Genomic DNA, 13,137 nt, shown 5'->3' on the forward strand with positions numbered 1-13,137 from the left:
GGTGATCCGCCGGTCCTGCCGCGCGGAGCTCCGGTGTTGCCTGGGGGCTGGGGTGCCTGGGGGCGCTTCGGTGCCATGAGGAGAACCCTACGTCCCGGAATCCCGCACATCGGGGCAGGTGTTCGCCTAGGCTTGTCACAAGCTTGCGACAGCTTCGCTGCGTCAACATCATTCACTCTTGTGGGTGGAGAGACTTGCCCGAATTGCCCAGGGATGGCCGGGTTTTGAGGCAGCTGTGGCCTGCTGTACCCGTGTGAACCGTTGCGCTGAGTGATGACACCTGTGGCGAGAGTACGGCCGCCACAGTCGGCAAGTCGTGCGACCTGCGATCACTCCAACGAGTGAGCTGACCGATACCCATAGTCCGATTGGGTCATTCGAGATTGAGCCTGAAGGGGCTGTTGCAAGCTGTCGTTCTTCCGTAACGTCCTCAACTGGCAACGGTGAATATGCCGTTGCCGCCGTGGGGGAGCCTCGAATACGGGAGAGGACGGCGCCGGGATGGGCTGGGTTGACGACTGGAGTGCGCAGGCCGCCTGCCGCACGAGTGATCCGGACGAACTGTTCGTCCAGGGGGCGGCACAGAACCGCGCGAAGGCGGTCTGCAGCGGCTGCCCCGTGCGGACGGAGTGCCTCGCGGACGCCCTGGACAACCGGGTGGAGTTCGGGGTCTGGGGCGGGATGACGGAGCGCGAGCGCCGGGCGCTGCTGCGCCGCCGCCCGACGGTCATGTCGTGGCGGAGGCTGCTGGAGACGGCCCGCACCGAGTACGAGGAGTCCCTCGCGACCGGCGTGATACTGACGGACTACGCCCAGGCGGGCTGAGCCCGGCCCGGCACCGCCACCGCGCCGAGCCCCGGCCGCAGCGCCGCAGGCCGAGCCCTGGTCGGCCAGGAGCGGCGCCGCCCGGTGCAGCACCGCGCTACGACGCCCCGCTGAGCCGGTCCCCGATGGCCCGCAGCCCCTCCAGGTCGTGCACGTCGCCCGGCAGCGCCGGGACCTCCACGATCGGCACGTCCGGGTAGACCGAGACGAAGCGGTCGCGGGTGCGGCGCTCCCGCCCCATGATCTGCATCCGCTCGGCGTGCAGCCTCAGCAGCCCGGCCGCGAGCAGCTCCGCCTCCGGCGAGGAGTGCTCCGAGCCGTTCTCCTCCAGGGCCTCGGCCGCCGCCAGCGCCCGCTCCGCGGTGAGCTGCGGGGCGCCCGTGCCGTGCACCCGGTTGAGCACCAGCCCGGCCAGCGGCATCCGGTCCGCGGCCAGTCGGTCGACGAAGTACGCCGCCTCGCGCAGCGCGTCCCGCTCCGGCGCGGCCACCACCAGGAACGCCGTGCCCGGCGCCTTGAGCAGCTGGTACGTGCGGTCGGCGCGCTCGCGGAAGCCGCCGAACATCGAGTCCATCGCGCTGACGAAGGTCTGCACGTCGGTGAGCAGCTGGGCGCCGAAGATCTTGCCCAGGGTGCCGGTGAGCAGGCCCATCCCGGCGTTCAGGAACCGCATCGCGCTGCGCCCGCCGACCTTGGCCGGGGCGGTCAGGATCCGGATCACCCGGCCGTCCAGGAAGGACCCGAGCCGGTTGGGGGCGTCCAGGAAGTCCAGTGCCGAGCGGGACGGCGGGGTGTCCACGACGATCAGGTCCCACTCCTCGGCGGCGCGCAGCTGCCCCAGCTTCTCCATCGCCATGTACTCCTGCGTGCCCGCGAAGCCGGCCGACAGGGACTGGTAGAAGGGGTTCTCCATGATCGCCCTGGCCCGTTCGGGCTCGGCGTGGGCCAGCACGACCTCGTCGAAGGTCCGCTTCATGTCCAGCATCATGGCCTGGAGCTCCCCCTCGCCGGTCACCCCCTTGACCACCCGGGGGGTGTTGTCCAGCTCGGTCAGGCCCATCGACTGGGCGAGCCGGCGGGCCGGATCGATGGTCAGCACGACGACCTTGCGGCCGCGTTCGGCGGCCCGCAGGCCGATCGCCGCGGCGGTGGTCGTCTTGCCGACGCCGCCCGAGCCGCAGCAGACGACGATCCTGGTCTTCGGGTCGTCGATCAGCTCGTCCACCGCGAGCCGCTTCCCGGTGCTCCGCACCCCGCCGGTGCCCGTGCCGCCGGTGCTCATGCCGCCCCCTGCCGCTTCAGTTCGCCCGCCAGCCGGTACAGCGCGCCGAGGTCCACGCCCTCACCCAGCAGCGGAAGTTCGTACGTCGGGATGCGCAGCTGCTGCAGGTCGGTGCGCTGCGCGCGCTCCAGCTCGACCCGCTCGGCGTGTTCCCTGGCCTGCTCCAGCAGCGGGTCGAGCAGCGGCTCCACCGCCGCCCGGACCGTCTCCGGCTTGCGCGAGCGGCCGCCGAGCCCGGCCTCCCCGAGCGCCAGGGCGACGTCCTCGCGGTGGTCGCCGTCCACCGCGGCCACCGCCGCCGCGTCCAGCAGCGGGGGCCGGACCATGTTGACGATCACCCCGCCCACCGGGAGCCTGGCCTCGCGCAGCTCCCCGATGCCGTCGACCGTCTCCTGCACCGGCATCTCCTCCAGCAGGGTGACCAGGTGCACCGCGGTCTCCGGGGACTTCAGCACCCGCATCACGGCCTGCGCCTGGGTGTGTATCGGGCCGATCCTGGCCAGCCCGGCGACCTCGGCGTTGACGTTCAGGAACCGGGTCAGTCGTCCGGTCGGCGGTGCGTCCATCACCACCGCGTCGTAGCGCCGCCGGCCGTCCGGGTCCTTGCGCCGGGTCGCCTCGCAGGCCTTGCCGGTGAGCAGGACGTCCCGGACGCCGGGCGCGACGGTGGTGGCGAAGTCCACGAAGCCGACCTTCTGCAGCGCCTTGCCGGCCCGGCCGAGCTTGTAGAACATCTCCAGGTACTCCAGCAGCGCCTGCTCGGTGTCGATCGCCAGCGCGAACACCTCGCCGGCGCCGGCCTCCCCGGCGGGGAGCCCCAGCTGGGCGCGGGAGGCCGAGGCGATCCGGCGTTCCTCGTACGGGAGGGCGGCGATCCCGAAGAGCTCGGCGATGCCCTGCCGCCCCTCGACCTCGATCAGCAGCACCCGCCCGCCGTCCGCGGCGAGCGCCAGGGCCAGCGCCGCGGCCAGCGTGGTCTTCCCGGTGCCGCCCTTGCCGCTGACCACGTGCAGCCGGACGCCCTCCCAGTCGGGGTCGCGCCGGTCCGCCTGGCCGGGGGTGCGTGCCACGCTCCGTCTCCGTCCGTCTCCGTCCTACGGGCGTCCCCTCCTGCCGAGGGTGCCCCTCACCAGGGTGCCCTCTCGCGAGGGTAACCAGGGACCGCACCGGATGCCCGGAGCACCTGGGTTGCCAGGCCTGATCATGCCCTCTTTGTGCCCCACCTCACACGCCGCCCGCCCGGGGGAGCCGATCGCCTCGGCGGCTCGTCTAGAGTCTGGCCATGACCAAGTGGGAATACATGACGGCGCCCCTGCTGGTGCACGCCACCAAGCAGATCCTGGACAACTTCGGCGAGGACGGCTGGGAGCTCGTCCAGGTCGTGCCCGGCCCGAACCCGGAGCAGCTGGTGGCCTACTTCAAGCGGGAGAAGAACGCATGAGCGCCGTGGAGGCGAAGCTCGCCGAGCTGGGCCTGACCCTGCCCGAGGTGGCCGCCCCGGTCGCCGCGTACGTGCCGGCCGTGCGGTCCGGTGAGTTCGTGTTCACCTCCGGTCAGCTCCCGGTGGTCGAGGGCAAGCTGGTCAGCACCGGCAAGGTCGGCGCCGAGGTGTCCCCGGAGGAGGCCAAGGAGCTCGCGCAGATCTGCGCGCTGAACGCCCTGGCCGCCGTGAAGTCGGTGATCGGAGACCTGGACCGGATCGAGCGGGTCGTCAAGGTCGTCGGCTTCGTCGCCTCCGCCCCCGACTTCACCGGTCAGCCGGCCGTCGTCAACGGCGCCAGCGAGCTGCTGGGCAAGGTGCTGGGTGTCGCGGGCGTGCACGCCCGCAGCGCCGTCGGCGTCGCGGTGCTGCCGCTGGACGCCCCGGTCGAGGTCGAGCTGCAGGTGCGGGTCACGACCGGCTGAGTGTGATCGTCGAGGCGGGGTTGGGCCTGTCCAACCCCGCCTCCGTGCGCTTAGCATCCGGGCATGGACCATCGAGCCACGACGCTCCCGATGCCGCCCGGTTGGCCCGCCCGGATCCGGGCGGTCGACTCCGGCGTGCTGACCCCGCCGGTGCCCAGGCCCGCCGCGACCGTCGTGCTGCTGCGCGACGCCGCCGCCGGGCCGGAGGCCTACCTGCTGCGCCGACGCACCTCGATGGCCTTCGCGGCCGGCATGTACGCCTACCCGGGCGGCGGCGTGGACCCGCGGGACGCCGAGGTCGAGCCGGGCTGGGCCGGGCCGTCGCCCGAGGAGTGGGCGCGCCGGCTCGGGGTGGACGCCCGGACGGCCCGGGCGGTGGTCTGCGCGGCCGTCCGCGAGACCTTCGAGGAGGCCGGCGTGCTGCTCGCCGGCCCGGACGCGGACAGCGTCGCCGCGCCCCGCGACTGGTCCGCCGAGCGGGCCGCGCTGGAGGCGCACGAGTTGTCCTTCGCCGAGTTCCTGCGCGACCACGGCCTGGTGCTGCGCAGCGACCTGCTGGGCGGCTGGGCCCGCTGGGTGACCCCGGAGTTCGAGGAGCGCCGGTACGACACCTGGTTCTTCGTGGCCGCCCTGCCCTCCGGCCAGCGCGCCGCCCTGGAGGTCGGCGAGGCCGACCGGGTCGCCTGGCTGAGCCCGGCCGAGGCGGTCCGCGGGTACCAGGAGGGCCGGTTCGGCATGCTGCCGCCGACCGTCACGGTGCTGCGCGAGCTGTCGCAGGTCCGGACCGCCGCCGAGGCGCTGGCCGCGGCCGCCGACCGCCCACTGACGCCGGTCCTGGGCCGGGCCGAGGTCCGGGGGGACCGCATGACGGTCCGCTGGCCCGGGTACGACGAGCTGACCATCGACGGGGAGTTCCCCGAGGACTCCTGAACCATCCGCCCGCACCACCGCAGAACCGCAGATCGCCGTAGATCACCGCGGATCACCGCACATCGCGCAGAGAAAGGACCGACGCCCGATGACCCACAACGACGTGGCTCGCCGGACGGCACCCGAGATGCCCGCCCGACGCCTGATCCCCCGTACCCCGGCCTGCGACAGCCCGGTCCCGTTCGTCGAGGTGGCACAGCGCGCCCTCGTCCGGGCGCTGCCGCTGCGGGCCCTGCACCGAGATGGAGAGAGCAGCCGGTGATCGAGCGAACCACCGAGGTCTGCACATGAGCGAGCGAATCATCGTGAGGTGCGCGTTGCGCGAAGCGGCTGCCGAGCGCAGCGAGGTGGGCGCATGAGCGAGCGGAGCGAGCGAATCATCGTGAGGTGCGCGTTGCGCGAAGCGGCTGCCGAGCGCAGCGAGGTGGGCGCATGAGCGGCCTTCTGCCGGGTGACCCCGCCGTCGTCGTCGGCGGCGAGGCCACTCCTCGGGCGCTGTGCGTGCTGGCGCCGAATCCGTCGCCCATGACGCTGGACGGCACCAACACCTGGCTGCTCTCCGAGCCCGGCTCGGACCTCGCCGTGGTGATCGATCCGGGCCCGCTGCACGAGGGCCACCTGCGCCGGGTGATCGACTTCGCGGAGGAGCGGGGCAAGCGGATCGCGCTGACCCTGCTCACCCACGGCCACGCCGACCACTCCGAGGGCGCGGCCCGGTTCGCCGAGCTGACCCGCACCGAGGTGCGGGCCCTGGACCCGGCGCACCGACTGGGCTCCGAGGGCCTGGTTGGCGGCCAGCGGCTGGACGTCGGCGGCCTGGACCTGCGGGTGGTGGCCACCCCTGGCCACACCTCGGACTCGCTGACCTTCCACCTGCCGGAGGACGGCGCGATCCTCACCGGCGACACCGTGCTCGGCCGCGGCACGACGATGGTCGCGCACCCCGACGGCCGGCTGGGCGACTACCTGGACTCGCTGCGCCGGCTGCACACGATGGCCGCCCAGCACGGCGTACGGACCGTGCTGCCCGGCCACGGCCCGGTGCTGGCGGACGCGCTCGGCGCCGTCGACTACTACCTGGCCCACCGGGCCAACCGGCTCGCCCAGGTGGAGACCGCGGTCGAGACGGGCTGCCGGACGGCCCCCGAGGTGGTCGCGCGGGTCTACGCCGACGTGGACCGGGCGCTCTGGCCGGCCGCCGAGCTGTCCGTGCGGGCCCAGCTGGACTACCTGGAGGAGCACGGGCTGATCCCGGGCCTCGACTGACCCCCGCGCCTGCCGGGGCCCGGCGGCCCGCCCGCGCCCGCCCTGCGCACCACCCGCGAACGACTCGCGAACGCCGAAGGGCCCGTCCGTCCGGACGGGCCCTTCGCGGTGCTCGGAGCGCTTGGTGCGCTCGGTGCGCTCGCAGCGTCAGCGCGAGCGGCGCGACAGCCGCTCGACGTCCAGCAGGACCACCGCGCGCGCCTCCAGCTTCAGCCAGCCGCGGCCGGCGAAGTCGGCGAGCGCCTTGTTGACCGTCTCGCGGGAGGCGCCGACCAGCTGGGCCAGCTCCTCCTGGGTGAGGTCGTGGGCGACGTGGATGCCCTCGTCGGACTGCACGCCGAAGCGCCGGGAGAGGTCCAGCAGGGCCTTGGCGACACGGCCGGGCACGTCGGAGAAGACCAGGTCGGACATCACGTCGTTGGTCCGGCGCAGCCGCCGGGCGATGGCCCGCAGCAGCGCGATGGAGACCTCGGGGCGGGCGTGCAGCCAGGGCTGCAGGTCGCCGTGGCCCAGGCCGAGCAGCTTGACCTCGGTCAGCGCGCTGGCCGTGGCGGTGCGCGGGCCGGGGTCGAACAGCGACAGCTCGCCGATCATCTCGCTGGGGCCGAGGACGGCCAGCATGTTCTCGCGGCCGTCAGGCGAGGCGCGGTGCAGCTTGACCTTGCCCTCCGCGACGACGTAGAGCCGGTCGCCCGGGTCGCCCTCGTGGAACAGTGACTCCCCACGGGCGAGGGTGACCTCGGTCATGGAAGCGCGCAGCTCGCCGGCCTGTTCGTCGTCGAGTGCCGCGAAGAGTGCGGCGCGCCGCAGAACGTCGTCCACGTGCTTCCTCCTTCTCGGCCGTCCGGCTGGTGGGCCGTCCGGCGCAAGTTCCGTTCAGTGTTCTGCGTCACCAAGCATGGCGCATGTCGCTCCGATCATATGAGGAGGGGGTGTGCCGAGGTGTGCCGTGCGGGGCCATTCGTACCGGAAGGTCATCGTCCGGGACGCCTCGCGGAGGTGCCCGGGAGCGTCCTACTCGAACGCCCGTCCGCCCTGGCCGAACAGGGAATCGCCCACCGCCGTACGGGCGTGGAGGACGGCGTGGCCGGCGCGGTGGGCGCTGGTCAGGCCCGCCGCGCGCAGGGCGGTGAGGTGCTGGGAGACCCCGGCCGGGGAGAGCCCGGTGCGGCGGGCCAGCTCGGTGGTCGAGCCCGGGGAGTCCAGTTCGGCCAGCAGCCGGGCGCGGGAGCGGCCGAGGACGCCGGCCAGTGCGTCCGCCCGGTCCGTGGTGTCCGCCGGGCGTTCCCACAGGGTGGCCGTGCCGCGGGCCGGATAGATCAGCTGCGGCGGGTCCGGCGGCAGGACCCGGGTGAGCACCCGCGGCCAGGCGAAGGCCGAGGGCAGGAGCAGCAGCCCGGCCCCGGCGCTCAGCCGGGTCACCCCGCAGTGCCGCTGCTCCAGCCGCAGCGCGCTGCCGTCCCAGCGGACCGTCTCGTGCAGCTCGCCCAGCATCCGCGCGGTGCCGTGCTCGGCGGCCTGCCGGGAGCGGTGGAAGACGTCCGCCGCGAGCAGCGCGCGGATCCGGGCCCAGTACGGGGCGAGCGCCAGCTCCCAGTACGCCTCGATGTCCGCGGCCAGCCGGGGCAGCTGCGCCGCCGGATCGCGGTACAGCGGCGCCAGGAGGGCCGGCAGCCGGCCGCCGGCCTCGGCGGCGAGGATGTCGAGGTCGACCCGGACCTGCCCGGCGCCGGTGGCGGTGATCGCGGTCAGCTCCTCGGCGAGGGTGGGGGAGAAGCCGGTCGGGGCGGGGTTGAGGAAGTCCGGCAGGTGGCCGGTGGGCGGCACCAGCGCGGCCAGCCGTTCCAGCGCCGGCCCGGCGGCGGCCGACCGCTCGCGGACCCGCCCGGCCCAGCGGCGGTGCAGTGCCGGCACGGGGGAGTGGGCGAGGGCGCGCAGGCTGGTCACCACCTCCTGCATCGGCGAGACGGCGAACCGGGTCAGCGCCAAGTCCTGGGCAGAGAAGTGCAGTTCGGTACGCATCCGGGCCCCCTCCGCGGAAGATTCAGCCCCAGCTTAATCACTGGCAGGGGCGGCGGCGCCGGGCGCAGGATGCCTGCGTCCCCACCGATCCCGTACGAAAGCCGGTGCCTCCATGCCCACCACCACCGAGTCCCGCGCGCGGGCGCTGCGGCTGCGCGAGCTGATCGCGGACGGTGTGCTCCTGCTGCCCAACGCCTGGGACGCGGGCAGCGCCGCGGTGATCGCCTCGGCCGGCGCGCAGGCAGTCGCCACCACCAGCGGCGGCGTCTCCTGGTCGCTCGGGCACGGCGACGGCCAGCGGCTCGACCGGGCGGCGGCGGTCGAGGCGGCCCGGCGGATCGTCGCGGCGGTGGACCTGCCGGTCACCGTCGACGCCGAGGGCGGGTACGGGCCGCTGCCCGCCGACGTGGCTGCGACCGTGACGGCCCTGGTCGGGGTGGGCGCGGCCGGCGTCAACCTGGAGGACTCGACGGCCGTCGGCGGCCCGCTCTTCCCGGTCGCCGAGCAGGCCGAGCGGCTGCGCGCGGCCCGTACGGCGGCGGCCGGGGCCGGACTGGCGGAGCTGGTGGTCAACGCCCGCACCGACGTCTTCCTGTTCGGGCTGGGCGGGCTCGACGACGTGCTGGAGCGGGCCGAGGCCTATGCCGAGGCGGGCGCCGACGGCCTGTTCGTCCCCGGGCTGCTGGACCTCGACGCCCTCACCGAGCTGTGCAAGCGCTCGGCGCTGCCGGTGAACGCGATGGCCGTCCCGGGTGGGCCGACCGTGGCCGAGCTCGCCGCCACGGGGGTGCGGCGGATCAGCCTCGGCACCGGCCTCGCCCAGCTCGCGTACACCGCCGCCCGCCGCGCCGCCGCCGAACTCCTGGGCGCCGGGACGCTGACGGAGCTCGACGGGGCGCTCGGCTTCGGGGAGCTGAACGGGCTGTACCGGGGCTGATCCACGCGGCCGCGACGCCGGCCGAGGGCCGGTCGGAGGTGGGGCCGGGGCCGGTCCCGGGGCGCAGCGGCGCGCCGGTCAGTCCTGGAAGCCCAGCTCGGCGAGGGCCCGGTCGATCCGGGCGCGGTGCGCGGCCTCCCAGTCGTCCAGGGTCTCGCCGGCCTCCTTGGCCAGCTTCGCCCGGGCCGCCGCCAGGACCCGCTCCCGGTCGGCGGCGGGCACCACCACCACGCCCTCCTCGTCGGCCACCACGACGTCGCCGGGCGCGACCCGCACACCGCCGCAGCGCACCTCGGCGCCGTGCGTGCCCAGCGCGTCCTTCGCCCCGGGGATCGGGATCACCCCGCGGGCGACGACCGGGAAGCCCAGCTCCCGCACCTCGCCGAGGTCGCGGATCAGGCCGTCGGCCACGAAGGCCGCCACGCCCCGGCGCTGCGCCACGGCACACACGTTGCCGCCGGCCAGCGCGTAGTCGAGGTCGCCGGACTCGACCACGATCACCGATCCGGGCTCGGCCCGGTGGATCGCCGCGTGCAGCATCAGGTTGTCGCCGGGCGGGCACTGCACGGTGAAGGCCGGTCCGGCCACCCGGGGCATCCCGGCCCAGAGCGGGCGCATGCCGATGTCCATGACCCGGTCGCGGCCCAGGACATCGGCCAGGGTGGTGGTGGGAATGTCCTTGAATTCCGTGTCCATGCGTCCTCGCCATTCGTTCGTCGGTTCGTCGGCTCGTCGGAAGACTAGTGACCTTGAGGTCGGTCGCCCCGGCCGAGGGCGTCGGTCGACTGCTTCGCCGCCCCGCCATGGGACAACACGCCCTGGCCAGAACCACTTTCCGTACGTGATCACTCCCGAGCCGCCCGCCCGTCGGCGTAGCCTTCGTGCATGGCAGAGAGCAAGGTCCGGAAAGCGGCGGCGCCGAAGGCCGAGCCGGCGGTGACGAAGGCGGCGGCGAAGAAGGCGGCAGCGGAGAAGCCGGCGGCGAAGAAGGCGGCAGCGGAGAAGCCGGCGAGCAGGCCCGCCGTGCGGCCGAGGAAGCCCGAGTCGCACCTGGCGATGGTGCGTCGGGCCCGGAGGATCAACCGCGAGTTGGCGGAGCTGTACCCGTACGCGCACCCGGAGCTGGACTTCGAGAACCCCTTCCAACTGCTGGTGGCCACCGTGCTGTCGGCGCAGACCACCGACCTGCGGGTGAACCAGACCACCCCGGCGCTGTTCGCCGCGTACCCGACGCCGGAGGACATGGCGGCGGCGAACCCGGAGGAGCTGGAGGAGATCATCCGCCCGACCGGCTTCTTCCGGAACAAGGCGAAGGCGCTGATCGGCCTCTCGGTCGCGCTGCGCGACGAGTTCGGCGGCGAGGTCCCGGGCCGTCTGGCCGACCTGGTGACCCTGCCCGGCGTCGGCCGCAAGACCGCCAACGTCGTCCTGGGCAACGCCTTCGGCGTCCCCGGCATCACGGTCGACACCCACTTCGGGCGACTGGCCCGGCGGTTCGGCTGGACGGCCGAGGAGGACCCGGTGAAGGTCGAGGCGGCCGTCGCCGAGATCTTCCCGAAGTCGGAGTGGACGATGCTCTCGCACCGCGTGGTCTTCCACGGCCGCCGGATCTGCCACTCCCAGAAGCCCGCCTGCGGCGCCTGCCCGATCGCGCCGCTCTGCCCCGCCTACGGCGAGGGCGTGACCGACCCGGAGCAGGCCCGCAAGCTGCTCAAGTACGAAATGGGCGGACAGCCCGGCCAGCGGCTGAAGCCGCCGGCCGACTTCCCCGGCGAGGCGGCCGCCCGTGCCGACGCCGCCGCCCACCACGGGCAGGTCGCGGACCTGGCGGTGGGCGCATGAGCGAGCGGGTCATCGAGCGGGACGACCTGCCGACCTGGCTGGAGCCGGTCCGGGTGGCGGCCGAGCGGGTGCTGCCGGAGCAGCTGAGCCGCTTCCTGCCGCCGCCCGACGGCGGCCGCGCGGCGGCGGTGCTGATGCTGTTCGGCGAGGGCCCGGAGGGCCCGGACCTGCTGCTGATCGAGCGGGCCCGTTCGCTGCGTTCGCACGCCGGCCAGCCGTCCTTCCCGGGCGGCGCGCTGGATCCGGAGGACGGCGACCCGGACGGCCCGGGCCCGATCGCGGCGGCGCTGCGCGAGGCCTGGGAGGAGACCGGCCTGGACCCGGCCGGGGTGCAGGTGTTCGCGGCGCTGCCCCGGCTGTACATCCCGGTCAGCCGCTTCGTGGTGACCCCGGTGCTCGGCTGGTGGCGCGAGGAGTCGCCGGTGCGCCCGGTGGACGCGGGCGAGACCGGCGCGGTGTTCCGGGTGCCGATCGCCGATCTGGCCGACCCGGCGAACCGGGTGCGGCTGCGCCATCCGTCCGGCCACGTCGGCCCGGCCTTCGCGGTCGCCGGACGGCTGGTCTGGGGTTTCACCGCCGGGGTGATCGACCGGGTGCTGCACCACAGCGGCCTGGAGGTGCCCTGGGATCCGTCCCGGATCGTCGACCTCTCGGACGAGGCGCTCGCCCTCGTCCAGGGCGACCTCGAACACTCCCGGGTGCTGCCGGGCGGCGACGCCGGCACCGTGTGAACGGCCGTCGGCGCATCCGGCTAGCGGGCCGTGGGAGGGTGTCGGAGTGAACGTCCTGGATGTCCTGCTGATCCTCGCCGCCGTGGGATTCGCCGTGTCGGGCTACCGGCAGGGCTTCGTGGTCGGGGTCCTGTCGCTGGTCGGCTTCCTCGGCGGCGGGCTGCTGGCCGTCGAGCTGCTGCCGCTGCTGCTCGACCACCTCAGCCCCGGTACGACGGCCTCGGTGGTGGCCGTGGTGGTGGTGATCGTCCTGGCCGCGGTCGGCCAGGCGATCACCGCGCACTTCGGCTGGAAGCTGCGCGGCCACATCGACCGTCGCCCGGCCCGGGTACTGGACGCCTCGGGCGGCGCGGTGGTGAACGTGGTCTCGATGCTGCTGGTGGCCTGGCTGATCGGCTCGGCGCTGGCCGGGGCCTCGCTGCCGACGGTCTCCAAGCAGGTCCGTTCCTCGGCGATCCTGGGCGGGGTGCAGAACGCGCTGCCCTCCGACGCCCCGAACTGGTTCTCGGACTTCTCCAAGGTGCTCGCCCGCAACGGCTTCCCGCAGGTCTTCAACCCCTTCGAGCACGAGCCGATCACCCAGGTCGACACCCCGGACCCGGCGCTGGCCGCCAGCCCGGCGGTGGCGCGGGCCCGGCAGAGCCTGGTCAAGGTGGTCGGCACGGCGACCTCCTGCGGCAAGACCCTGGAGGGCAGCGGCTTCGTCTTCGCCCCGCACCGGGTGATGACCAACGCCCACGTGGTCGGCGGGGTCAACGAGCCGACCGTGCAGATCGGCGGCGTCGGCCAGCTGTACGACGCCACGGTGGTCCGCTACGACTGGCAGCGCGACATCGCCGTCCTGGACGTGCCCAAGCTGAACGCGCCCGCGCTGACCTTCGCGGGCGAGGCGAAGACCAACGACAGCGCGATCGTGGCCGGCTTCCCGGAGAACGGCGCCTTCAACGTCCAGCCGGCCCGCATCCGCGGTCGGATCCAGGCCAACGGCCCGGACATCTACCATCGCGGCCAGGTGATGCGCGACGTCTACTCGGTGCGCTCGGTGGTCCGCCAGGGCAACAGCGGCGGCCCGCTGCTCACCCCGGACGGCCAGGTGTACGGCGTGGTGTTCGCCAAGTCGCTGGACAGCGCCGACACCGGGTACGTGCTGACCGCGGCCGAGGTGCGCGAGGACGTCCAGCAGGGCGGCGCCGCGACCGCCCGGGTGGACACCCAGGGTTGCGCGCTCTGACCGGAACCGCCCCGTCCCCGCTCGCCGACACCTCGGCCGGGACCGCCCCGCCTCCGCCCGCCGACACCTCGGCCGGAAACGCTCTGTCCGATATCCGTCGTGCCGTCAGCCGGCCCTGGTAGCCTCGGCCGCGCTCACCCGTTCGGCTCAACCGGGCGCCGTCCCG

General features: G+C 74.1%; 15 protein-coding genes. 10 read left to right on the top strand and 5 right to left on the bottom strand.

What is annotated here, in order from left to right; genetic code table 11:
- The first annotated feature begins 501 nt into the window (after positions 1–501).
- Positions 502–825, top strand: a complete 324-nt coding sequence (locus tag BX285_RS06735; protein WP_033333275.1) for a WhiB family transcriptional regulator — start codon at positions 502–504, stop codon at positions 823–825.
- Between the two features lie 97 nt (positions 826–922).
- Here the strand turns inward: BX285_RS06735 and BX285_RS06740 are convergent, their stop codons facing one another.
- Both BX285_RS06740 and BX285_RS06745 read right to left on the bottom strand, forming a co-directional pair.
- Positions 923–2,107: an ArsA family ATPase gene (locus BX285_RS06740; RefSeq protein WP_097237139.1), complete on the bottom strand. Its 1,185-nt coding sequence runs from the start codon at positions 2,105–2,107 to the stop codon at positions 923–925.
- The gene (locus tag BX285_RS06745) at positions 2,104–3,177 is read right to left on the bottom strand and encodes an ArsA-related P-loop ATPase (RefSeq protein WP_097237140.1); all 1,074 of its coding nucleotides are present in this window, start codon (positions 3,175–3,177) and stop codon (positions 2,104–2,106) included. The genes BX285_RS06740 and BX285_RS06745 overlap by 4 nt, the downstream gene beginning before the upstream one ends.
- A 212-nt stretch (positions 3,178–3,389) precedes the next feature.
- Between BX285_RS06745 and BX285_RS06750 the strand changes: the two genes are divergently transcribed.
- The 5 genes from BX285_RS06750 to BX285_RS06765 all read left to right on the top strand — a co-directional run bounded on the left by BX285_RS06750 (position 3,390) and on the right by BX285_RS06765 (position 6,208).
- Positions 3,390–3,548, top strand: a complete 159-nt coding sequence (locus BX285_RS06750; RefSeq protein WP_094743074.1) for a DUF4177 domain-containing protein — start codon at positions 3,390–3,392, stop codon at positions 3,546–3,548.
- Positions 3,545–4,012 (top strand): RidA family protein, encoded by a 468-nt coding sequence (locus BX285_RS06755; protein WP_097237141.1) that lies wholly within the window; start codon positions 3,545–3,547, stop codon positions 4,010–4,012. Before BX285_RS06750 ends, BX285_RS06755 begins: the two co-directional genes overlap by 4 nt.
- Positions 4,013–4,075: 63 nt before the next feature.
- Positions 4,076–4,942: an NUDIX hydrolase gene (locus tag BX285_RS06760; protein WP_121174691.1), complete on the top strand. Its 867-nt coding sequence runs from the start codon at positions 4,076–4,078 to the stop codon at positions 4,940–4,942.
- A gap of 88 nt (positions 4,943–5,030) precedes the next feature.
- The gene (locus BX285_RS37155; protein WP_179852821.1) at positions 5,031–5,204 is read left to right on the top strand and encodes a hypothetical protein; all 174 of its coding nucleotides are present in this window, start codon (positions 5,031–5,033) and stop codon (positions 5,202–5,204) included.
- A gap of 170 nt (positions 5,205–5,374) precedes the next feature.
- Positions 5,375–6,208, top strand: a complete 834-nt coding sequence (locus BX285_RS06765) for an MBL fold metallo-hydrolase (protein WP_097237143.1) — start codon at positions 5,375–5,377, stop codon at positions 6,206–6,208.
- A gap of 147 nt (positions 6,209–6,355) precedes the next feature.
- Here the strand turns inward: BX285_RS06765 and BX285_RS06770 are convergent, their stop codons facing one another.
- Together BX285_RS06770 and BX285_RS06775 are read right to left on the bottom strand one after the other, a co-directional pair.
- A complete protein-coding gene (locus BX285_RS06770) occupies positions 6,356–7,030 on the bottom strand; it encodes a Crp/Fnr family transcriptional regulator (protein ID WP_030060009.1) in 675 nt (224 codons plus the stop codon).
- A gap of 192 nt (positions 7,031–7,222) precedes the next feature.
- The gene (locus BX285_RS06775; protein ID WP_121174692.1) at positions 7,223–8,230 is read right to left on the bottom strand and encodes a helix-turn-helix transcriptional regulator; all 1,008 of its coding nucleotides are present in this window, start codon (positions 8,228–8,230) and stop codon (positions 7,223–7,225) included.
- Between the two features lie 112 nt (positions 8,231–8,342).
- Between BX285_RS06775 and BX285_RS06780 the strand changes: the two genes are divergently transcribed.
- Positions 8,343–9,167, top strand: coding sequence for an isocitrate lyase/phosphoenolpyruvate mutase family protein (locus BX285_RS06780; protein ID WP_121174693.1), 825 nt, complete (start codon positions 8,343–8,345; stop codon positions 9,165–9,167).
- Positions 9,168–9,245: 78 nt separating this feature from the next.
- Here the strand turns inward: BX285_RS06780 and BX285_RS06785 are convergent, their stop codons facing one another.
- On the bottom strand, positions 9,246–9,863 hold the full coding sequence (locus BX285_RS06785; RefSeq protein ID WP_097237146.1) for an RraA family protein: 618 nt from the start codon (positions 9,861–9,863) through the stop codon (positions 9,246–9,248).
- A 189-nt stretch (positions 9,864–10,052) separates the two neighbouring features.
- On the opposite strand from BX285_RS06785, the gene nth reads away from it, so the two are divergent.
- The 3 genes from nth to BX285_RS06800 are packed head-to-tail and all read left to right on the top strand — an operon-like array spanning position 10,053 to position 12,971.
- Complete coding sequence (gene nth, locus BX285_RS06790) at positions 10,053–11,009, top strand: endonuclease III (RefSeq protein ID WP_121174694.1); 957 nt, start codon at positions 10,053–10,055, stop codon at positions 11,007–11,009.
- Positions 11,006–11,740, top strand: coding sequence for a CoA pyrophosphatase (locus BX285_RS06795; protein WP_097237148.1), 735 nt, complete (start codon positions 11,006–11,008; stop codon positions 11,738–11,740). Before nth ends, BX285_RS06795 begins: the two co-directional genes overlap by 4 nt.
- A gap of 46 nt (positions 11,741–11,786) precedes the next feature.
- On the top strand, positions 11,787–12,971 hold the full coding sequence (locus tag BX285_RS06800) for a MarP family serine protease (RefSeq protein ID WP_097237149.1): 1,185 nt from the start codon (positions 11,787–11,789) through the stop codon (positions 12,969–12,971).
- Positions 12,972–13,137 lie beyond the last annotated feature (166 nt).

This window comes from Streptomyces sp. 1114.5 (genome assembly GCF_003635085.1).
Lineage (GTDB): Bacteria > Actinomycetota > Actinomycetes > Streptomycetales > Streptomycetaceae > Kitasatospora.

Coding starts and splice junctions, on each gene's coding strand:
- BX285_RS06735 (WP_033333275.1), top strand. CDS start 502: ATGGGCTGGGTTGACGACTGGAGTGCGCAGGCCGCCTGCCGCACGAGT.
- BX285_RS06740 (WP_097237139.1), bottom strand. CDS start 2,107: ATGAGCACCGGCGGCACGGGCACCGGCGGGGTGCGGAGCACCGGGAAG.
- BX285_RS06750 (WP_094743074.1), top strand. CDS start 3,390: ATGACCAAGTGGGAATACATGACGGCGCCCCTGCTGGTGCACGCCACC.
- BX285_RS06755 (WP_097237141.1), top strand. CDS start 3,545: ATGAGCGCCGTGGAGGCGAAGCTCGCCGAGCTGGGCCTGACCCTGCCC.
- BX285_RS06760 (WP_121174691.1), top strand. CDS start 4,076: ATGGACCATCGAGCCACGACGCTCCCGATGCCGCCCGGTTGGCCCGCC.
- BX285_RS37155 (WP_179852821.1), top strand. CDS start 5,031: ATGACCCACAACGACGTGGCTCGCCGGACGGCACCCGAGATGCCCGCC.
- BX285_RS06765 (WP_097237143.1), top strand. CDS start 5,375: ATGAGCGGCCTTCTGCCGGGTGACCCCGCCGTCGTCGTCGGCGGCGAG.
- BX285_RS06775 (WP_121174692.1), bottom strand. CDS start 8,230: ATGCGTACCGAACTGCACTTCTCTGCCCAGGACTTGGCGCTGACCCGG.
- BX285_RS06780 (WP_121174693.1), top strand. CDS start 8,343: ATGCCCACCACCACCGAGTCCCGCGCGCGGGCGCTGCGGCTGCGCGAG.
- BX285_RS06785 (WP_097237146.1), bottom strand. CDS start 9,863: ATGGACACGGAATTCAAGGACATTCCCACCACCACCCTGGCCGATGTC.
- nth (WP_121174694.1), top strand. CDS start 10,053: ATGGCAGAGAGCAAGGTCCGGAAAGCGGCGGCGCCGAAGGCCGAGCCG.
- BX285_RS06795 (WP_097237148.1), top strand. CDS start 11,006: ATGAGCGAGCGGGTCATCGAGCGGGACGACCTGCCGACCTGGCTGGAG.